Annotated in this window: 19 protein-coding genes; 10 read left to right on the top strand and 9 right to left on the bottom strand. The window is 72.4% G+C overall.

The window, feature by feature from the left end; translation table 11 throughout:
* Positions 1 to 14: 14 nt before the first annotated feature.
* Positions 15 to 305, top strand: coding sequence for a hypothetical protein (locus OG245_RS01485; protein WP_371621709.1), 291 nt, complete (start codon positions 15 to 17; stop codon positions 303 to 305).
* 108 nt (positions 306 to 413) lie between these two features.
* Positions 414 to 1,136: a signal peptidase I gene (gene lepB, locus OG245_RS01480; protein ID WP_371621708.1), complete on the top strand. Its 723-nt coding sequence runs from the start codon at positions 414 to 416 to the stop codon at positions 1,134 to 1,136.
* A gap of 98 nt (positions 1,137 to 1,234) precedes the next feature.
* On the opposite strand, the gene OG245_RS01475 is transcribed toward lepB, so the two are convergent.
* The 6 genes from OG245_RS01475 to OG245_RS01450 form a co-directional block, all read right to left on the bottom strand.
* Complete coding sequence (locus tag OG245_RS01475; protein WP_371621707.1) at positions 1,235 to 1,666, bottom strand: protein-tyrosine phosphatase family protein; 432 nt, start codon at positions 1,664 to 1,666, stop codon at positions 1,235 to 1,237.
* A gap of 61 nt (positions 1,667 to 1,727) precedes the next feature.
* Positions 1,728 to 2,000 (bottom strand): HPr family phosphocarrier protein, encoded by a 273-nt coding sequence (locus OG245_RS01470; RefSeq protein WP_371621706.1) that lies wholly within the window; start codon positions 1,998 to 2,000, stop codon positions 1,728 to 1,730.
* A gap of 46 nt (positions 2,001 to 2,046) precedes the next feature.
* Positions 2,047 to 4,116: a fructose-specific PTS transporter subunit EIIC gene (locus tag OG245_RS01465; protein ID WP_371621705.1), complete on the bottom strand. Its 2,070-nt coding sequence runs from the start codon at positions 4,114 to 4,116 to the stop codon at positions 2,047 to 2,049.
* 144 nt (positions 4,117 to 4,260) lie between these two features.
* On the bottom strand, positions 4,261 to 5,208 hold the full coding sequence (gene pfkB, locus OG245_RS01460; protein WP_371621704.1) for a 1-phosphofructokinase: 948 nt from the start codon (positions 5,206 to 5,208) through the stop codon (positions 4,261 to 4,263).
* Entirely contained in the window at positions 5,205 to 5,966 is a 762-nt protein-coding gene (locus OG245_RS01455) for a DeoR/GlpR family DNA-binding transcription regulator (RefSeq protein ID WP_371627776.1), read from the bottom strand. The genes pfkB and OG245_RS01455 overlap by 4 nt, the downstream gene beginning before the upstream one ends.
* A 185-nt stretch (positions 5,967 to 6,151) precedes the next feature.
* The gene (locus tag OG245_RS01450) at positions 6,152 to 6,400 is read right to left on the bottom strand and encodes a DUF6296 family protein (RefSeq protein WP_371627775.1); all 249 of its coding nucleotides are present in this window, start codon (positions 6,398 to 6,400) and stop codon (positions 6,152 to 6,154) included.
* Positions 6,401 to 6,597: 197 nt separating this feature from the next.
* On the opposite strand from OG245_RS01450, the gene OG245_RS01445 reads away from it, so the two are divergent.
* On the top strand, positions 6,598 to 7,398 hold the full coding sequence (locus OG245_RS01445) for a PepSY domain-containing protein (RefSeq protein ID WP_371621703.1): 801 nt from the start codon (positions 6,598 to 6,600) through the stop codon (positions 7,396 to 7,398).
* A 256-nt stretch (positions 7,399 to 7,654) separates the two neighbouring features.
* Here OG245_RS01445 and OG245_RS01440 read toward each other — a convergent pair whose 3' ends face one another.
* From OG245_RS01440 to OG245_RS01430, 3 genes are all read right to left on the bottom strand, one after another.
* Positions 7,655 to 8,953, bottom strand: coding sequence for a serine hydrolase domain-containing protein (locus OG245_RS01440; protein WP_371621702.1), 1,299 nt, complete (start codon positions 8,951 to 8,953; stop codon positions 7,655 to 7,657).
* A gap of 126 nt (positions 8,954 to 9,079) precedes the next feature.
* Positions 9,080 to 9,583, bottom strand: a complete 504-nt coding sequence (locus OG245_RS01435; protein WP_371621701.1) for a GNAT family N-acetyltransferase — start codon at positions 9,581 to 9,583, stop codon at positions 9,080 to 9,082.
* Positions 9,584 to 9,656: 73 nt separating this feature from the next.
* Positions 9,657 to 11,690: a regulator gene (locus OG245_RS01430; RefSeq protein WP_371627774.1), complete on the bottom strand. Its 2,034-nt coding sequence runs from the start codon at positions 11,688 to 11,690 to the stop codon at positions 9,657 to 9,659.
* Positions 11,691 to 11,900: 210 nt separating this feature from the next.
* Between OG245_RS01430 and OG245_RS01425 the strand changes: the two genes are divergently transcribed.
* From OG245_RS01425 to OG245_RS01395, 7 genes are all read left to right on the top strand, one after another.
* Positions 11,901 to 12,611 (top strand): alpha/beta fold hydrolase, encoded by a 711-nt coding sequence (locus tag OG245_RS01425; RefSeq protein ID WP_371621700.1) that lies wholly within the window; start codon positions 11,901 to 11,903, stop codon positions 12,609 to 12,611.
* On the top strand, positions 12,608 to 12,838 hold the full coding sequence (locus OG245_RS01420) for a hypothetical protein (RefSeq protein ID WP_371621699.1): 231 nt from the start codon (positions 12,608 to 12,610) through the stop codon (positions 12,836 to 12,838). The genes OG245_RS01425 and OG245_RS01420 overlap by 4 nt, the downstream gene beginning before the upstream one ends.
* Before the next feature lie 121 nt (positions 12,839 to 12,959).
* Positions 12,960 to 13,499, top strand: a complete 540-nt coding sequence (locus tag OG245_RS01415) for a DUF6630 family protein (protein WP_371621698.1) — start codon at positions 12,960 to 12,962, stop codon at positions 13,497 to 13,499.
* Between the two features lie 173 nt (positions 13,500 to 13,672).
* Positions 13,673 to 13,834: a hypothetical protein gene (locus tag OG245_RS01410; RefSeq protein ID WP_179889959.1), complete on the top strand. Its 162-nt coding sequence runs from the start codon at positions 13,673 to 13,675 to the stop codon at positions 13,832 to 13,834.
* A gap of 800 nt (positions 13,835 to 14,634) precedes the next feature.
* Complete coding sequence (locus OG245_RS01405; protein ID WP_371621697.1) at positions 14,635 to 15,987, top strand: ABC transporter substrate-binding protein; 1,353 nt, start codon at positions 14,635 to 14,637, stop codon at positions 15,985 to 15,987.
* Positions 15,988 to 15,994: 7 nt separating this feature from the next.
* Complete coding sequence (locus tag OG245_RS01400; RefSeq protein ID WP_371621696.1) at positions 15,995 to 16,963, top strand: carbohydrate ABC transporter permease; 969 nt, start codon at positions 15,995 to 15,997, stop codon at positions 16,961 to 16,963.
* A gap of 17 nt (positions 16,964 to 16,980) precedes the next feature.
* Entirely contained in the window at positions 16,981 to 17,934 is a 954-nt protein-coding gene (locus OG245_RS01395) for a carbohydrate ABC transporter permease (RefSeq protein ID WP_371621695.1), read from the top strand.
* The last annotated feature ends 25 nt before the right edge of the window (positions 17,935 to 17,959 follow it).

Here is a 17,959-nt window from a genome sequence, read left to right as displayed (position 1 = left end):
GAAAGGTGACCGTCATGAGCTGGGCATCTTGGACGACCAGCGGGGTCTTCGCGGGAACCGGCGGAGTGCGCACCGAAGAAGCGGGCATCCTGAGCGGCGATCTCACGGTCCATACGACCTGGTCCGACGGACTGGCGTCGGTGGCCGTGCAGTACAGCGGCTCGTCGGACTGGTTCACCCTGACCGGCAGCCCCGTGCCGTGCCCCTCCGAGGAGGAGAGCCGCACCTTCCACCAGAGCGTGGTCGAGGCCGTCCGCGCCGGTGAGGGGGCGACCGTCCCTCCGGTCGGCGCGGGTCCCCCCTGACCGGACGGCCCCTGGCGTCCCTCTCCGCTCACCACGCCCCATAGAGTGGATCACCGGACCCGTTCCCCCAGGCACGGGCGGGCGGTACACGGGGCGAGGAGCGGTCCAATGGGGCGAGCGGGAGCACGGCGGTCGAGGACGCGGAAGAACCGGCCGTTCTGGGTGGAGCTGCCGATCCTCGTCGGCGTCGCCCTGGTGCTGGCGCTCCTCATCAAGACGTTCCTGGTGCAGGCCTTCTCCATCCCCTCGGACTCCATGCAGAACACCCTCCAGCGGGGCGACCGGGTCCTCGTCGACAAGCTGACCCCGTGGTTCGGGTCGGAACCGGAGCGCGGTGAGGTGGTCGTCTTCCACGACCCGTCGGACTGGCTCGCGGGCGTGCCCGTGGACCCGCCCAACACCGTGCAGAAGGTGCTCAGCTTCGTCGGCGTGATGCCCTCCGCCGAGGAGAAGGACCTCATCAAGCGGGTCATCGGCGTCGGAGGCGACACCGTGGAGTGTGAGGGCGACGGGCCGGTGAAGGTCAACGGCACCGCCCTGGACGAGCCGTACGTCTTCCCCGGCAACACCCCCTGCAGCGACGACGAGGACGGCGGCCGGTTCAAGGTCACCGTGCCCGAGGGCAGGATCTGGGTGATGGGGGACCACCGCCAGGCCTCCGCGGACTCCCGCTACCACCAGGACGACCCGAACCAGGGGATGGTCCCGGTCGACGAGGTCGTCGGTCGGGCCGTCGTCATCGCCTGGCCGGTCGGCCGCTGGAGCACCCTGCCGGTACCGGGCACCTTCGACAGTGTGCCCGACAAGCCCCGGGGCCCCGCCGCTCGCTAGGCCCCCGTGTGCGGTGCAGCGTAGACACCTCCACCACACCGGAGGTCTTCGTCATGATCAAGCCTGACCAGCGTTAACAACGCTCGTGATCAATACACCTAGTGCGCGAAGGTCCGTACGTAGCGGCGCTGCCAGGGCGTCTCCACCGCCCGCGGGTGGTAGCCGCCGCGCACGAACGCCACCGCCTCGTCGGCGGGGACCCCGTCCAGGACGGCCAGGCAGGCCAGTGCCGTCCCGGTGCGGCCCATCCCACCGCCGCAGGCCACCTCGACCCGCGTCCCGGCGGACCGCTCCCACACCTCCTGGAGGAGTTCCCGTGCCGCCGCCCGGTCCGCCGGGAGCCGGAAGTCCGGCCACCGCAGCCACCGCGACTCCCAGGCGACCGGGGGCGGGGTGCGCCCGAGGAGGTAGACGGCGAAGTCCGGTTCGGGGCCCGTCGGCAAGGGTTTGCGCAGTCCCCGGCCGCGTACGAGCCGTCCGGAGGGGAGGGCCAGGACGGCCGGGTCGTCGGCGTTCCACGTCTCGATCACGTTTCCCAACCTAACGGCCCGGCAGCCATCGGCGGTTCGTATCGGAGGAAGAGACCCGAGGTCAGACCGCGGCGTCGAGATCCCGCGCGAGCAGCTCGGCCAGCTCCTCGACCGCCGCCCGCGCCCCGTCGCCCTCTGCGCTGAGCACCACGGTCTCCCCGTGCGGGGCGGCCAGGGCCAGCACCGCGAGCATGCTGCGCGCGTCGACCGGGTCGCGGCCCTCACGGGCGATGGTCACCTTGACCGGCTGACGGGCGGCGGCCTTGACGAACAGCGACGCAGGACGGGCGTGGAGCCCGCTGCGGGAAGCTATGGCGACGGTCTGCTGGTGCATGGATCACTCCTGGGAAAGGGATGGTCGGGGGGCGTGTGTGCGGATTTCAGGCGGCGACGGTGACCCGGGAGTCGTCGGAGCCCGCGGCCCCCGGATCCCCGGCCGCCGCCGGAGCCGTCCCGCGTGCGCCCTTGAGCAGGACGACGAGCGCGGTCGCGACCAGCGTCCCGGCCGCGATGGCGAGCAGGTAGAGGAACGGCTCGCCGATCAGCGGGACGACGAAGACGCCGCCGTGCGGAGCGCGCAGGGCCGCGCCGAAGGCCATCGACAGGGCGCCGGTGACCGCGCCGCCCGCCATCACCGACGGAATGACCCGCAGCGGATCGGCGGCGGCGAACGGGATCGCGCCCTCCGTGATGAACGAGGCGCCCAGCACCCAGGCGGCCCGGCCGTTCTCGCGCTCGGTCTTCGTGAACAGCCTCCTGCGTACGGTGGTGGCCAGCGCCATCGCCAGCGGCGGCACCATTCCGGCCGCCATGACCGCGGCCATCACCTTGAGGCTGCCCGGCGTCGGGTCGGCGAGACCGCCGACCGCGAAGGCGTACGCCACCTTGTTGAGCGGGCCGCCCATGTCGAAGCACATCATCAGCCCGAGGACGACGCCGAGGATCACCGCGTTGGAGCCCGACAGACCGTTCAGCCAGTCCGTGAGCGCGTTCTGCAAGGAGGCGATGGGCTTGCCGACCACGATGAACATCAGGAATCCCACGACCGCCGACGCGATCAGGGGGATCACCAGGACCGGCATGATGCCGCGCAGGGTCGGGTGGACCGGGACCCGCTGGATGGCCATGACCACCGCACCGGCCAGCAGACCGGCGACCAGACCTCCGAGGAACCCGGCGTTCACCGTGAGCGCGATGGCCCCGCCGACGAAACCGGGCACCAGCGCCGGCCGGTCCGCCATCCCGTACGCGATGTACCCGGCCAGCACCGGCACCAGGAACCCGAAGGCCGCCGAGCCGATCTGGTTGAGCAGCGCGGCCCAGCTGTCCGCCTCGCCCCAGACGAAGTGGTCGGCGACCGACTTGGCGTCCGCTATCTCATAGCCGCCGATGGCGAACGACAGGGCGATCAGCAGCCCGCCCGCCGCGACGAACGGCACCATGTAGCTCACGCCGGACATCAGATACGTACGGAGCCGGACGCCGAAGTGCGCGTGATCCTCACCGGATCCGTTCCCGTCCCCGCCCGGACCCTCGTTCCCGGGGCCGGCTGCCCTGCCGGTTTCGGGCGCGGCGATCTCCCCGCGCTCCGCTTTGCGGCGGGCCTCGGCGATCAGCTCGGCGGGCCGGTTGATGCCCGCCTTGACCCCGACGTCGACCAGCGGCTTGCCTCGGAAGCGGGCCTTCTCCCGGACCTCCACGTCGTGCGCCCAGATCACGGCGTCCGCCGCGGCGACGACGGCGGGGTCCAGCTTCTCGAAGCCGGCCGAACCCTGCGTCTCCACGGTCACCTCGACGCCCTCGGCGCGGCCCGCCGCGGCCAGGGACTCGGCCGCCATGTAGGTGTGGGCGATGCCGGTGGGGCAGGAGGTGACGGCGACGATCCGGAAGGGGACGCTCCCGGTGACTCCGGTGACTCCGGTGACTCCGGTGACTCCGGTGGCTTCCGTCTCCGGGGCTGTCGCCGCTTGCTCCTGTGCCTGTTCCCGCCCCTGGCTCTCCTCCGTCGGCTCCTCGCCCCGGATCAGCGCTGCCACCGCTCGCGGATCCGTTCCGGCGCGCAGGGCGGCGGTGAACTCCGGGTCCATCAGCCTGCGGGCCAGGCCCGACAGGATGGTGAGGTGGTCGTCGTCGGCCCCGGCAGGGGCCGCGATGAGGAAGACCAGGTCGGCCGGACCGTCGGCCGCCCCGAAGTCGATGCCCGCACCGCTGCGCCCGAAGGCCAGCGTCGGGGCGCTCACGTGCTCGCTGCGGCAGTGCGGGATGCCGATGCCGCCGTCGAGGCCGGTCGGCATCTGCGCCTCGCGGGCGGCGACGTCGGCCAGGAAGCCGTCGAGATCGGTGACGCGGTGCGCGGCCGCCATCCGCTCGGCGAGCGACCTCGCGGCGGCGTCCTTAGTGGTGGCGGACAGATCGAGGTCGACCAGTTCCGCGGTGATCAGCTCACTCATCGCGGTGCTCCTTGCTCGGGGACCGCCGTGCGGCGGCTCGGGGGGACGGGGCGGCGGGCTCGTACGGGTGGGGTCCGTAAGGGAGTTGCGGGAGGTGCGGTGGCGACGGCGGTAGGCGCGGGGGCGGTGGACGGTGGTACGGGGTCATGGGGCGGGCTCGGTCAGCGGGCGGTCCAGCGGCACCTCGGAGGTCGTCACGACCGACTCCACGTCGAGGTCGGCCGGGGTGGGCATGAGGCTTCCGGCCAGCTGCACGGCCGCGGCACCGTGGGCGACGGCCGAGGTGAGCGCCTCCGGGCCCTGTCCGCCCGCCGCGAGGAAGCCGGCCAGGGAGGCGTCCCCGGCGCCGACATTGCTGCGCACGGCGGCCACCGGTGCGGTGGCGAAGTAGGCCCCCGACGCCTCGACCAGCAACTGCCCGTCGGCGCCCAGGCTCGCCAGCACCGACCGGGCGCCGCGCTCACGCAGCTCCTCGGCGGCCTTCAGCGCGTCGCCCACCGTGGCGAGCGGCCGGCCGACGGCCTCGGCGAGCTCCTGGGCATTGGGCTTGACCACGTCGGGTCCCCGGTCCAGCGTGGCGGTCAGCGCCGCTCCGGAGGTGTCCAGCGCGATCCGCGCTCCGGCCCGGTGGCTCTGCTCGACCAGCTCCGCGTACCACTGCGGCGGCAGTCCGCGCGGCAGGCTTCCGCAGCAGGCGATCCAGTCGGCGGCGGCCGCGTGGACCCGCACCGCTTCCAGGACGTCCTCCGCCTCGGCCGGACTCAGCTCGGGTCCGGCCGCGTTGACCTTGGTGAGGGTGCCGTCGGGTTCGACGAGGGTGACGTTGATCCGGGTGTTCCCGGTGATCGGCACACCGGCCGCCTCGATGCCCAGGTCGCCGAGCAGCCGGGTGAGCAGCGCGCCCTCCGGTCCGCCCATCGGGGCGACGGCGACGGTGCGGTGTCCGGCCGCCGCGACCGCGCGGGAGACGTTGACACCCTTGCCGCCCGGATCGACGCGGTCCGCGGTGGCACGCAGCACGCTGCCGCGGGTCAGACCCGGCAGCTCGTAGGTGCGGTCCAGGCTGGGGTTGGGGGTGACGGTGAGGATCATGCGCGGACCACTTCCGTGCCCCGGCTCTCGATGGAGCGGGCGTCGTCGGGGCTGAGGGCGGTGTCGGTGATGAGCAGGTCCACATCGGTGAGATCGCCGAAGCGGGCGAAGTGCTCCTGCCCGAACTTGCCGGAGTCGGCGAGCAGGACGACCCGGCGGGCCGCCCTGATCACGGCCCGCTTGACCGCCGCCTCGGCGAGGTCGGGCGTGGTGAGGCCGCTGTCGGGGGAGAAGCCGTTGGTGGCGAGGAAGACCACGTCGGCGTTGATCTCCGCGTACGAACCCAGCGCCCAGGCGTCGACCGCCGCGCGGGTGCGGTGCCGGACCCGGCCGCCCACCAGATGCAGCGCGATGCCCGGATGGTCGGCGAGACGCGCGGCCACCGGCAGCGCGTGCGTCACCACGGTCAGCGTCGCGTCCACCGGTACGGCGGCGGCGAGCCGCGCTGTCGTCGTACCGGCGTCCACGATCACATTGCCGTCGACGGGCAGTTCGGCGAGGGCGGCCTGCGCGATGCGGTCCTTCTCGTCGGCGGCGACGGCGTCGCGCTCCGCGAGGTCGGGCTCGAAGTCGAGCCGCCCGACGGGGATCGCCCCACCGTGCACCCGGCGCAGCAGCCCCGCCCGGTCCAGAGCCTTCAGATCGCGCCGTACGGTCTCGGCCGTCACCTGGAACTCCTCGGCCAGGGACAGTACGTCGACCCGGCCGCTCTCCTGGGCGAGGCGGAGGATCTCCTGCTGACGCTCCGGTGCGTACATGTGGTTTCGTTTCCGTTTCATGCCCGAATCTGTGGTTTCACGCTCAGATTACGTCCGGGGTGCCGGAATGTAAACACAATCGGGCGAAGGATGGGCATGGACGGAAGGGTGAGCTCGCGCCCGGACCTGGGCGCACGGCAGGGCGGGGCGCACCACGCGCGGTGCGCCCCGCCCTGCGGGTACGGTCACGGCGTTCGGGGTGCGTCCTCGCTCAGGGGCCGGGCCAGCAGGGGAGTGCCGGGGACCTGGTGGCCTCCGCTGGCGAGCATGCGGACCTCGCCCCGGTCGCTGATCTCGGCACGCACGATCCCCGTCTCGTCCTCGTACACCGGGAATCCGCCGGCGCCCAGCCGGTCGGTGAGCCGGACGCGGACCACGTCGTCCGCGGCGCCGGACAGCTGGAAGATGAGCTCGTAACGCTCGGTGTGCACCATGTGGTCCATGACGGCCTCCCGGCCGGGCGCGGAGAATACGGCCCTGCCGCCATTGTTTCGCACCCAGGCGTCGACCGCCCGGGGAGCGAGGGCCAACGGGCGGACCTGCCCGGTCGATCGGGTGACTCCCCGGTACGACAACATGACCGATGGTGTGGAGGGCTAGGCATGCGTACATGAGACTTGAGCCTCGACGAATGAACAGTGCCTCCTCCCGTTCCCGCACCCTCAAGACGGTCGGCGCCCTCGGCATGGCCGCCGCGACGGCCGTTCTGATGGCCGGATGCGGTCAGAGCTCGGACAGCGCGACGAGCACGGCCACCTCCGAAGCCGCGAAGGTCGTCCCCCAGAAGCAGACGACATCACCCTCGGCCAGTGCCCAGCTGACCGAGGACCAGAAAGAGCGGAAGAAGGTGCTGGACGCCACGAAGGTCACCTTCGACGACGCCGCCACCACCGCCGCCGGCGAGGTGGCCGGGGGCAAACTGGTCGATCTGGACCTGGAGGGCGTGGACGACGACGACAGGGACCAGAGCCCCAGCCCGACCGGATCAGGCAGCCCGTCCGGCTCGGCCAGTCCGACGGGGTCCGCGAGCCCGAGCGGGACCGGCACGTCCAGCCCGAGCGCGAGCCCTGGTTCCGAGGGCCCGGTCTGGGTCGCGGAGGTCGCGGAGAAGGACGGCACGGTCCACACCGTCCGGATCAACGCGGTCGACGGCAAGGTGATCGAGGCCCGGGTCGACGCGGATCAGGACGCGGACGACAAGAAGCAGACGGCCGACCGGCTCGCCCAGGCCACCCAGACCCCGCAGCAGGCGGCCAAGGTCGCCACCGAGAAGAAGAAGGGGACGGTCACCTCCGTCGGCCTCGACGACAACGAGAGCGGCGACGGCGTCGTCTGGCAGGTGGACGTGGTCGGCTCGGACTGGAAGAAGACGACCTTCGACGTGGACGCGAAGACCGACGCCATCGTCCGCGAGGAGACCGACAACGACTGACCGCGGGCCCGCCCGACCACGATGACTGCCCGACCCGCGAAGGGGTACGCCGGATGCCCGGCGTACCCCTTCCCGCCGTTCTAGGTCCTGTCGTCGGAACTGCCGCCTGCCCCGCGGCGCCGTGCACGCGCTCCCGCCGCACCGGGCACAGGCCCGAGTACGTCCCGTACGAGGACCCGCCCCCGGCACACCGGGAGCACGCACCTGACCCCGCAGGGCCGCCCTTCGGGCGACGACGGCAGTTCGGCGACAGGACCTAGCGCGCGCCGCCCTGCTTCCGGCGGTCGAGCAGCCGGCAGACGAAGTCCTCCTGGAGCTCGCGGAGGGTGGCCAGCAGGCGGGGGTTCGTGGTGCTGTTCACCTGCGAGGTGAGGGAGACGGTCAGCGACCGCTTGCCGTCCTTGGTCCCCGCGGCCAGCTGCGTGTAGCCGGGGAGGTTGCCGGTGTGGCCGTACACGGTGCCGCAGCGCGTCGCGTACGAGAACACGGCGAGACCGGCCCTGTTGCGCCCCGGGCCGGCCGGCTCGGAGCTGCCGGCCACGAAGGACAGCTGCTGCCGGCGGACCTCGGGGCCGAGACCCAGCCCGCCGGCGTAGCCGCGGATGAAGCCTCCCAGGTCCTGGGGGGTGGAGACGATGCCGCCCGACGCCCAGATGCCCGACGTGCCGAGAGCCGTGCTGACGTCCTCCGGCGCGTCCGGCGGGTCCACCGCGTAGCCGTGCAGATAGGGATCGGGGAGGCGGTAGCCCGGCGGGAGGCTCGTGGCGCGCAGGCCGAGCGGCCGGTACACGAGCTCGGCGAGCAGCTTCTCGTACCGCTGCCCCGTGACCGCCTCGGCCATCAGTGCCACGGCGATGTTGTCGGAGTTGGAGTAGTGGTACGCCGAGCCCGGCCGGAATCGCAGAGGGTCCCCGGCGACGTAGTCCAGCAGTCGGCGGGAGTCGAAGCGCCGCCGCGGGTCGGCCGTCAGCTCGGCGATGAAGGCCGGGGCCTCGGTGTAGTCGGGCAGTCCGCTGGTGTGGTTCAGGAGCTGGCGGAGCGTCACCCGGTGCCAGGCGGCGGGGAGCCGGGGCAGCCGTCGGCCGATCGTGTCGTCCAGGCCGAGCGCGCCCCGCTCGGCCAGCTGCAGGGCGACCGAGCCGCTGAAGGCCTTCGCCACGCTCGCGATCCGCATGTGGTCGGTGGTCCTGGGCGGACGCCCGGTGCCGAGCTGCGACGTACCCGCCCGGTACACCTCGCTCCGGCCGTTCGCCGTGAGGACGGCGATGGCGCCGGGCGGCCCGCCCGGGGTGTCCACGAGCGCCTGGAGCTTCCGCCGCAGCGTGGGGTCGTCCGGCCCGTGCGGGCCGTCGCCCCCGTCGCCGCCCGCGTGGGCCGGGCCGGTCATCAGCCCGGCGAGCGATGCGGCCGCCAGGGCCGCGACGACGGCTCTTCGCCGCCGGGGCCGACGGCGGGGGAGCGGAACGTCAGGACGGGTACGTACGGGCACGGGGGCCTCCTGAAGGCGGTGGGCGTCGGGCGGAGCGGTGGCGTCCGCTCCCGCGAGCCCCAGCATCGGGCGACCGGGCGGGGGTTGCCCCCGAGGTAGACCATCCGGCCGATCACCGCCACACCGCCGGTGCCGGGCTGTGCTCCGGTCACCGCCGCGCTCCACGCCCCCCGCATCCTCCAGCGGCGCAGCTCAGCGGGCCGGGGGAGCGCCCGCGCTCAGATCCAGGACGTACCGGCGCCCGGGGCGGTCGCCGAACATGACGTCCTCCAGCGGCTCGAACCCGGAGTGCGCCAGCACCGCGCGGGATCCCGTGTTGTCCAGCGTCGTCTCCGCGCGCAGCGCGGTGAGCCCGTACTCCCGGACCGCCAGGGCGCAGACCTGCTGGACCGCCCAGGTGGCCAGTCCGCGCCCCGCGGCCTTCTCGGCTATCCGGTAGCCCAGCTCGGCCGAATGCTCCCGCACCCCGAGGAGGTTGATCCGGCCCAGGACGCCGCCGTCGTCGTCCTCGATGAGGTGGAAGTGGTGCAGCCCCGCGTCCTGCTCGGCGAGCAGCTCGCGGTGGCGTTCGGCGAACGCGGCGAAGTAGTCGTCGCCGCGGTCGGGAATGGACGCGGCGAAGTAGGCCCGGTTCTCCCGCTCGAAGGCGAGCAGAGCCTCGGCGTGGTCGGCTCGGAGCCGGCTGATGGACGTCATACGGGGATGCTAGGTGCTGTCTCGACGCAGTGTCCGGCGCCCACCCCGCCGTCCGGCCGCCGGGCTGCTCCGGCTATCCGGGATGCCCGCGCTCCAGCGCGTGGGCCAGGCCGCGTTCGGCGTCGTCGGCCGAGGCGCGCCGGTAGGCCCGCTCGTACGCCGAGTCGCCCGCGACCTGCCGGGCCCGGAGCTCCCACTGCTCGCGGATCGCCCCGAGCTCCGGGGTGCCCCGGTGCGGGTGGCCGATCATGCGCCAGTAGGAGTGTCCGGTACCGGAGGCACGGGCCGCGGCCACCCCGTTCCCCTGCGCGGCGATGGAACCGGCGAGCAGATCGAGGCCGAGCGCTATCCCGAGGCTGTCATGGAGCTCGTGCTTGCTGGCGAGCATCGCGCGCGCGTGGCTCTCGGCATGGCGCGGACGGCCCTGGAGCAGGTGGATGAGGGCGAGTTGGTGATCGGCGTACGCCCGTGCCCAGTGCTCGCCGAAGCGCAGGCTGATCCGCTGGAGCCGCAGGGCCTCCTCGTACGCCTCGTCGAGCCGTCCGAGCGCCGACAGCGCGAACAGGCGTATCACCCGGCAGCGCAGCTGCGAGGGCGCGTCGGCGGGGTCGCCGTCGTGGTGGCTCAGCGCGCGGTCGCTGACGGCGTACGCGGTGAGCGGCCGGCCCATCATCAGATACGTGAAGCCCACGGAGTGGGCCGCGAGCAGCACCGCCTCGGGGTCCTCGTCGCGGTCCGCCGCGGCCCGGCACTCCTCGCCCGTGCGGCGGGCCGCCTCGTGGTCGCCCTGGAGGGTCAGCGTGATGCCCAGCGCCCACAGCGCCCGGGTGCGGTGAGGACCGGCGGAGAGCGGCAGGGCGAGCACCCGTTCCAGATACGCGCGGGCCTGGTGCAGATGACCGCAGCAGCTCCAGAACAGGCCCGCGCACCCGGCCATCTCCATCGCCATCTCCGGGTCCTCGGCCAGCAGGTGGTCCAGGGCCGCGCACAGGTCCGCGTGGGTGTCGGCGATCCGGTGGTACCAGAGGACCTGCGAGGGCCCGAGCCAGCCCGCGTACGCCTGGACGGCGACATGGGCGAAGTGCCGGGCGTGCCGGTCCGAGAGGAGCGCCTCCTCCCCCAGCTCCGCCAGCCACATCGCCCCGTACTCGCGCAGCGTGTCCAGCATCCGGTAGCCGTTCCCGGTCCGCCTGAGCACGGACTGGTCGGCCAGGCGCTCCAGGGCAGGGGCGACGGCCCCGGCGTCCAGCGGCCCGCCCGCGCACACCGCCTCCGCCTCCGGGGACGTGATGACGCCGCGGAAGACGGAGAGCCGCGCCCACAGCAGTCGCTCCAGCGGTGCGCAGAGCTCGTGGCTCCAGCCGATCGTGGTGCGCAGGGCGCGGTGGCGGCGGGGCCAGAGGGTGTCGTCGGTGAGCTCCTCCATCCGGGAGGCCAGCCGCCCGGCGATCTCCTGCGCGCTGCTCTCGCGGAGCTGGACGCAGGCCAGTTCGACGGCGAGCGGTATCCCGTCGAGCCGACGGCAGATCTCGGCGGCGGCGGCCGCGCTCCCGGGGTCGTCGAGCGAGCGGCCCGGGGCGACGGCGGCCGCGCGTTCGTGGAAGAGCCGGACGGCCTCGTCACCGTCGTCGCCCACGGAGAGCGGGGGCACCTCGACGCACGTCTCGTCCACCGTTCCCAACGGCTCCCTGCTGGTGGCCAGGACCGTCAACCCCGGTGCCGAGGAGAGCAGTTCGGAGACGAGCTGTCCGCAGGGACCGACGATCCGCTCGCAGCAGTCGAGAACGAGGAGCAGACGGCGGCCGGACAGCCATTCGGCCAGCGCGGCCAGGGGCCGGCGGGGGCTGTGGTCCAGGAGTCCTACGCCGTCGCAGACGGTGGTGGCGAGCAGTTGCGCGTCGTGCAGATGGGAGAGGTCGGCCCACCAGACGCCGTCGGCGTACTGGTCCCGGGCGCGCTCGGCGGTGCGCAGGGCCAGCCGGCTCTTGCCGACCCCGCCGGGGCCGGTGAGCGTGACCAGCCGATGGTCTCGAAGTGCCCGCTCGACGCCGACCAGTTCGTTGTCGCGTCCGACGAAGCTGGTCGTCACGACGGGGAGGTTGCCCATCACGGGGGACATCCTGCCTCGCCGTGGTCCACCGTCTCCGTCCATAGCGAAAAGCAGTCAGAAACGGCCGACAATGCATCCTCTCCGATCGGCAAGTCGCTTGGATCGAAAGGGTGTGGCGTGCCTGCGCCCCGAGGCCCCGTGCCGCCGCCGCTGCGGACCCGACCGCGGCCGGGAGGCACTGTCGTACCCCTGCGCTACGTTGCTGGCATGACGCAATTCGTACTGGTGGCAGGGGCCTGGCTCGGCTCGTGGGCGTGGCGCGACGTGGAGCCCGGCCTGCGCGCGGCCGGTCACGGGGTCCACCCGTTGACCCTGTCGGGCCTCGCCGACAAGCAGGAAGCGGCGGCCGGGCAGCAGACGCATGTCCAGGACATCGTCGACGAGGTCGAGCGCCTCGGCCTGCGCGACGTGGTGCTGGTCGGCCACAGCTACGCGGGCATTCCGGTCGGGCAGGCCGCCGAGCGGATCGGCGACCGGCTCGCGAGCGTCGTGTTCGTCGACTCCAGCGTTCCGGCCGACGGCGAGTCCTTCGTCTCCGGCCGGCCGGACGGCCGGGCCGCCGTCGAGGCCGCGATCGCCGCCAACGGGGGTTTCTGGCCGCCGCCTGCCGCCGCGGACTGCGCTGACCAGGGCCTCTCCGAGGAGCAGCTCGCCCGGTTCCTCGGCGGCGCGTCACCTCACCCCGGCGCCACCCTCACCGATCCCGCCGTCCTGACCCGTCCTTTGGGCCTGCTGCCCGCGACGTACATCACCTGCCTGCTCGACCGGCCCGAGCCGAGCCCCGAGGTGGCCGAGCTGCTGGCGGGCGAGCGGTGGCGGCTGGTCACGATGGACACGGGGCACTGGCCGATGTTCTCGCAGCCGGCCGAGCTCGCCCGGATCCTGCTGGACGCCGCGGGAACGGACGCCGGACGATGACGGCCTCACCCCGCCCGGAGCGGCGTTCCCCGGACGAAGCGGCCATGGAGCACCCGGAGATCACCTACATCGGTTGCGCGCGCTGCGGCACCCTGATCGCGGGTCTCGACGGGCGGTACGCCTGTTCGGGCTGCGGCTGGGTGAACGAGTGGACCGAGGGCCACCGCCCCCTGCCCGAGGCCCGGCGACGGCGCTCGGCGGACAGCACATCGGCGGACATGGCCTAGAGCACGTCCCGGCCCGGCGCCGTTCCACTCCGTTCCCCGGCTGCCGGATCCGCCGCGAGCGCCCGCTCCCGGCCCGATCCCGCTCCCGGCCCGATCCCGCTTCCCCGGAGGAGAGCACGACATGTCCGACCCGCACGACGCCGACGCGGTTCGCGCGGCCCTGGCCGAGATCGCCTCCCTGCTCGCCCCGGCGCACCCCGCCGTGGCCGAGGAAGTGCTGCGCGCCCACGACCGCCCGCACGACTACGTGAACGCCTTCGAGGGCCGCCTGGCGGACCGGGGCATCGACGAGCCGGTGGACGACCTCGCCTGGATCGCGCTCATCGACGCGCTCGACACACACGGTCTGCTCGCGGAGTTCGACTGGAAGGAGGACGCGCAGGAGATCCGGGCCCGGCTGCGGAAGCTGGAGTCGCGGCCCTCCGTGGACCCGTGGGTGCTGTTCGAGGCCGAGGAGACGCTCCTGCCGACCGAGGAGTTCCTGCACGCCTGCGGCCGCCGCTACCGGGAGACCGGTGCTGCGCTGGCCGTCCTCGACATCGAGTCCGACTGCTATCCGGTGGTGGGCCTGCGGGCGGCCCGTGCCGACGAGCTGACCGCGCTCGCCGCCCGTGCGGGCTTTCCCGTGCGGCACCTCGGCACGGGCCGGCGCGGGCGGTGACGGAGCCGCCGCCCCGCGCCCTCCGGGGCCGGGGCGGGGAGCTGTTCCAGCAGGTACGGCGAGGTCCGCGCGCCGGAATGGAATCGCGAGCGCCGCCGCCCACCACGTACACTCGCCCCCGCCTCCGCCGACCGGCAGGGGCTTTTCGCACCAGACCGACGGGGAAAAACCGTATGAGTTCCGCAGACAGCACCGAAGCACCGATCTACGCCGGCCTCGTGGAGGAGCACGGCGACGTGCCCGCCGAAGTACGCAGAGTGGCCGAGGAAGTCCTGCGCGAAGCCGGCCGCGCCATCGACTTCGGCACGGTGCGGACGGCCGCCGCCGCCCGCTGAGTGGGGCCCGGGCCGCGGGCCGGAACCCCGGTCGCAGCCGCCTCCGGGCGGACATGTCCATCACGGGACGATAAACGTCCTGCAACTATTGCCATATTCTTGCGTTCGTGACGCGATGGTTTGCTGAAGAGCCGTCGTCAGGGGAACCGGGTGAGGCCGCGGAAGGCCGGGCGTCCGACATTCGCGCCCGACGCCGCCGCGGCCCCCCGGCCCACCCGCCGCGACCGCCCGGCGGCCGTGCTTCGGCGAGCGGTCCACGCAGCCGCGTGGAGAGCGCTCCCAGCCGGCCGCCGAGGGGCGGCGCTGCCGCAGGGCCGGAGCGGCGGGCGCCCCCGGCCGGGCCTGCGCCCCTCCGGGCGGGTTCCCGCCCGTGTTTCCCGTGGTGGCCCGCCCTCGTCGCGGCTGCCCCCCCCCCCGGCTCGCCGCCCCTGCTCGCCGCCCCCGCGCGGGCGGCGCTTGCGAGTGCCGTGCGTCCCGCCGAGCGGCACCCGTCGACGGCTGCCGCGCCCCTCCCGCCCCGAAGCTCCTGCCGCCCGCCGTTTCCGTCTGCCTGGCGGTCCGGCCGTGCCCCGGTCCCACGCGGCGTCCGCGGCCCTCGGGCGACATCGTGTACGACGTCCCGACACCACGCTTCTCCGCGGTTTCGTCAGCCACCGGGGTCCGTTCCGGGCAAGGGCTGTCAAAGATTTACGAAATCAACGTGACATCTTGCGGACATTCGTCGGCGGTGGTTGAGTGTGGCTCGCCGCACAGCTCGGGGCTGTGGGCTTCCCGCACTCCTGCCCTAGAGGGGTCCACCGATGAGAAGTTCTGTTCTTCGTCGCACCTGCGTCACCGCCGTCGCCACCGTCCTGACCGTCACCGGCCTGGCCGCCTGCGGCGCCGAGGACGACGGCGCCGCGGACGGCAAGACGCGCATCACGGTCAACTGCTGGCCCCAGCCGAGTGCGAAGATCGACCACCAGCGGTTCGACGAGGACGTCAAGACGTTCGAGAAGCAGAACCCCGACATCGACGTCACCGCGCACGACGCCTTCCCGTGCCAGGACCCCAAGACCTTCGACGCGAAGCTGGCCGGCGGCCAGATGGAAGACGTCTTCTACACGTACTTCACCGACACCGAGCGCGTCGTCTCCATCAACCAGGCCGCGGACATCACCGAGTACGTCAAGGACCTCAAGGCCTACAAGGACATAGCCCGGCCCCTGCGCGACGCCTACACCGTCGACGGCAAGATCTACGGCATCCCGCGCACCAACTACTCCATGGGCCTGCTCTACAGCAAGCCGCTCTTCACCAAGGCCGGACTCGACCCGGACAAGCCGCCCGCCACCTGGGAAGAGGTCCAGGCGGCGGCCAAGAAGATCGCCGCCCTCGGCGACGGCACCGTCGGCTTCGCCGAGTACAGCGCCCAGAACCAGGGCGGCTGGCACTTCACCGCCTCGATCTACTCCCAGGGCGGCGCGGTCGTCAGCGAGGACGGCAAGAAGGCCACCGTCGACACCCCCGAGGGCAAGGCCGTCCTGCAGAACCTCAAGGACATGCGCTGGCGCGACAACTCCATGGGCGCCAAGCAGCTCCTCATCATCAACGACACCCTCCAGATGATGGGCTCCGGCAAGCTCGGGATGTACCTGGCCGCCCCCGACAACGTCCCCCGCATCGTCAAGGAGGCCGGCGGCACGTACGAGGACCTCGCCTTCGCCCCGATGCCGGGCGGCAAGGGAACCCTCATGGGCGGCGACGGCTACATGTTCAACAAGAAGGCCACCCCGGAGCAGATCGAGGCCGGCCTCAAGTGGCTGGAGTGGACCTTCCTCACCCCGGGCCAGGGCTACATGAACGACTACGCCCGCGCCGCCGAGGACAAGTCCCCGGTCGGTCTGCCCGAGCCGCGCCTGTTCACCGGCGCCACCGACGCCAAGGACCAGGAGCTGAAGAAGGCGTCCGCCAACGTCCCGGTCGAGAACTACCGGGCCTTCATCGACGGGGGTCAGCAGCTCGACATGAAGCTGGAGCCCAAGCACGGCCAGCAGATCTACGCGGTCCTCGACGGCGCCGTCTCGGCGGTCCTGACCAAGAAGGACGCCGACATCGACGCCCTGCTGAAGGACGCGCAGGCCAAGATCGACGGAATCCTGGCCCGGGGCTGAGCGAGCCATGAAGACCACGTCCCGACCCGCAGCGCCCGCGAGGCCGCGGTCCGCCGTCACGACGCCTCCTGCGGGGGACGCGGGCGCAGCGGGCCGCGGGCCCCTCGGCCCGCTGCGCAGGAAGATCGCCGACCAGGCCACCGCCTACGGGTTCCTGATCGGCGGCCTGCTCTGCTTCATCCTGTTCTCCTGGTACCCGGCCGTCCGGTCGGTGATCATCGCGTTCCAGAAGTACACCCCCGGCTCCGACCCCGAATGGGTCGGCACCGCGAACTTCTCCCGCGTCTTCCAGGACCCGGAGTTCGCCGCCGCCTGGCGCAACACCCTCACCTTCACCGTGCTCGCCCTGGTCATCGGGTTCGCCGTCCCGTTCGTCATGGCACTCGTCCTCAACGAACTGCGGCACGCCAAGGCCTTCTTCCGGGTCGTCGTCTACCTCCCGGTGATGATCCCGCCGGTGGTCAGCGCCCTGCTGTGGAAGTGGTTCTACGATCCGGGCGCGGGCCTGGCCAACGAGGTGCTCGGCTTCCTCCACCTGCCGACGTCGAACTGGACCAACGGCGCCGACACCGCGCTCGTCTCGCTCGTCCTCGTCGCCACCTGGGCCAACATGGGCGGAACCGTCCTCATCTACCTCGCCGCCCTCCAGGGCATTCCCGGCGAGCTGTACGAGGCCGCCGAGCTGGACGGCGCGTCCGTCTGGCAGCGCGTCCGGCACGTCACGATCCCGCAGACCCGCTTCATCATCCTGATGCTGATGCTCCTCCAGGTCATCGCGACGATGCAGGTGTTCACCGAACCGTTCGTCATCACCGGCGGCGGCCCGGAGAACTCCACCGTCACCGTGCTCTACCTGATCTACAAGTACGCCTTCCTCTACAACGACTTCGGCGGCGCGTCCGCCCTCAGCGTGATGCTCCTGCTGGTGCTCAGCGCCTTCTCCGCCCTGTATCTGCGACTCACCCGCACCGACTGAGAGGAGCGTCGCCCGCCATGACACGGACAGCTCCGCCCCCGGTACAGCAACCGCCCGCCGTCCGCGCCGGGAAGTCAGCCGACGCCCCGGCCGAGCGGTCCTCCCGTACGGTCATCTCGCCGCTGGCACTCGCCGGACGACGCGGCAAGGCCGCCTACTGGTCGGTGTTCGCCCTCGTCGTCCTGCTCTTCGCGTTCGCATTCCTCTTCCCCGTGTACTGGATGGTCACGGGCGCGATGAAACCGCCCGAGGAAGTGGGGCGCACCCCGCCCACCCTCGTCCCCGAGCAGTGGCGGGTGAGCGGCTACACCGACGCCTGGGACCTGATGCGGCTGCCGACCCACCTGTGGAACACGGTCGTCCAGGCGACCGGAGCCTGGGTGCTCCAGATCGTCTTCTGCACGGCCGCCGCCTACGCCCTGTCCAAGCTCAAGCCCGCCTTCGGCAACATCATCCTCGGCGGCATCCTCGCCACCCTCATGGTCCCCGTACAGGCCCTCGTCGTACCGAAGTACCTCACCATCGCGGACATGCCGCTGATCGGTGTCAACCTGCTGAACGACCCCCTGGCCATCTGGCTGCCGGCCGTCGCGAACGCCTTCAACCTCTACCTGCTCAAACGGTTCTTCGACCAGATCCCGCGCGATGTCCTGGAAGCCGCCGAGATCGACGGGGCGGGCAGGCTCCGCACCCTGTGGTCCATCGTCCTCCCCCTGTCGCGCCCCGTCCTCGGCGTCGTGTCGATCTTCGCGCTGGTCGCCGTCTGGCAGGACTTCCTCTGGCCGCTGATGGTCTTCTCCGACACCGACAAGCAGCCGATCAGCGTGGCCCTGGTCCAGCTCTCGCAGAACGTGCCGCTGACCGTGCTGATCGGGGCCATGGTCATCGCGAGCATCCCGATGGTCCTGATGTTCCTCGTCTTCCAGCGGCACATCATCGCCGGGATCGGCGCCGGCAGCACAAAAGGCTGACCACGCCGGACGGCACCGCCCGCGC

This window comes from Streptomyces sp. NBC_01116, from assembly GCF_041435495.1.
Taxonomy (GTDB): Bacteria; Actinomycetota; Actinomycetes; order Streptomycetales; family Streptomycetaceae; genus Streptomyces.
This window is presented reverse-complemented; position numbering and strand designations above follow the sequence as displayed.

Bases quoted from the DNA above. Each gene is read 5' to 3' on its own strand.
- OG245_RS01485 (WP_371621709.1), top strand. From the start codon at position 15: ATGAGCTGGGCATCTTGGACGACCAGCGGGGTCTTCGCGGGAACCGGC.
- lepB (WP_371621708.1), top strand. From the start codon at position 414: ATGGGGCGAGCGGGAGCACGGCGGTCGAGGACGCGGAAGAACCGGCCG.
- OG245_RS01470 (WP_371621706.1), bottom strand. From the start codon at position 2,000: ATGCACCAGCAGACCGTCGCCATAGCTTCCCGCAGCGGGCTCCACGCC.
- OG245_RS01465 (WP_371621705.1), bottom strand. From the start codon at position 4,116: ATGAGTGAGCTGATCACCGCGGAACTGGTCGACCTCGATCTGTCCGCC.
- pfkB (WP_371621704.1), bottom strand. From the start codon at position 5,208: ATGATCCTCACCGTCACCCCCAACCCCAGCCTGGACCGCACCTACGAG.
- OG245_RS01455 (WP_371627776.1), bottom strand. From the start codon at position 5,966: ATGTACGCACCGGAGCGTCAGCAGGAGATCCTCCGCCTCGCCCAGGAG.
- OG245_RS01450 (WP_371627775.1), bottom strand. From the start codon at position 6,400: ATGGTGCACACCGAGCGTTACGAGCTCATCTTCCAGCTGTCCGGCGCC.
- OG245_RS01445 (WP_371621703.1), top strand. From the start codon at position 6,598: ATGAACAGTGCCTCCTCCCGTTCCCGCACCCTCAAGACGGTCGGCGCC.
- OG245_RS01440 (WP_371621702.1), bottom strand. From the start codon at position 8,953: ATGCTGGGGCTCGCGGGAGCGGACGCCACCGCTCCGCCCGACGCCCAC.
- OG245_RS01435 (WP_371621701.1), bottom strand. From the start codon at position 9,583: ATGACGTCCATCAGCCGGCTCCGAGCCGACCACGCCGAGGCTCTGCTC.
- OG245_RS01430 (WP_371627774.1), bottom strand. From the start codon at position 11,690: ATGGGCAACCTCCCCGTCGTGACGACCAGCTTCGTCGGACGCGACAAC.
- OG245_RS01425 (WP_371621700.1), top strand. From the start codon at position 11,901: ATGACGCAATTCGTACTGGTGGCAGGGGCCTGGCTCGGCTCGTGGGCG.
- OG245_RS01420 (WP_371621699.1), top strand. From the start codon at position 12,608: ATGACGGCCTCACCCCGCCCGGAGCGGCGTTCCCCGGACGAAGCGGCC.
- OG245_RS01415 (WP_371621698.1), top strand. From the start codon at position 12,960: ATGTCCGACCCGCACGACGCCGACGCGGTTCGCGCGGCCCTGGCCGAG.
- OG245_RS01410 (WP_179889959.1), top strand. From the start codon at position 13,673: ATGAGTTCCGCAGACAGCACCGAAGCACCGATCTACGCCGGCCTCGTG.
- OG245_RS01405 (WP_371621697.1), top strand. From the start codon at position 14,635: ATGAGAAGTTCTGTTCTTCGTCGCACCTGCGTCACCGCCGTCGCCACC.
- OG245_RS01400 (WP_371621696.1), top strand. From the start codon at position 15,995: ATGAAGACCACGTCCCGACCCGCAGCGCCCGCGAGGCCGCGGTCCGCC.
- OG245_RS01395 (WP_371621695.1), top strand. From the start codon at position 16,981: ATGACACGGACAGCTCCGCCCCCGGTACAGCAACCGCCCGCCGTCCGC.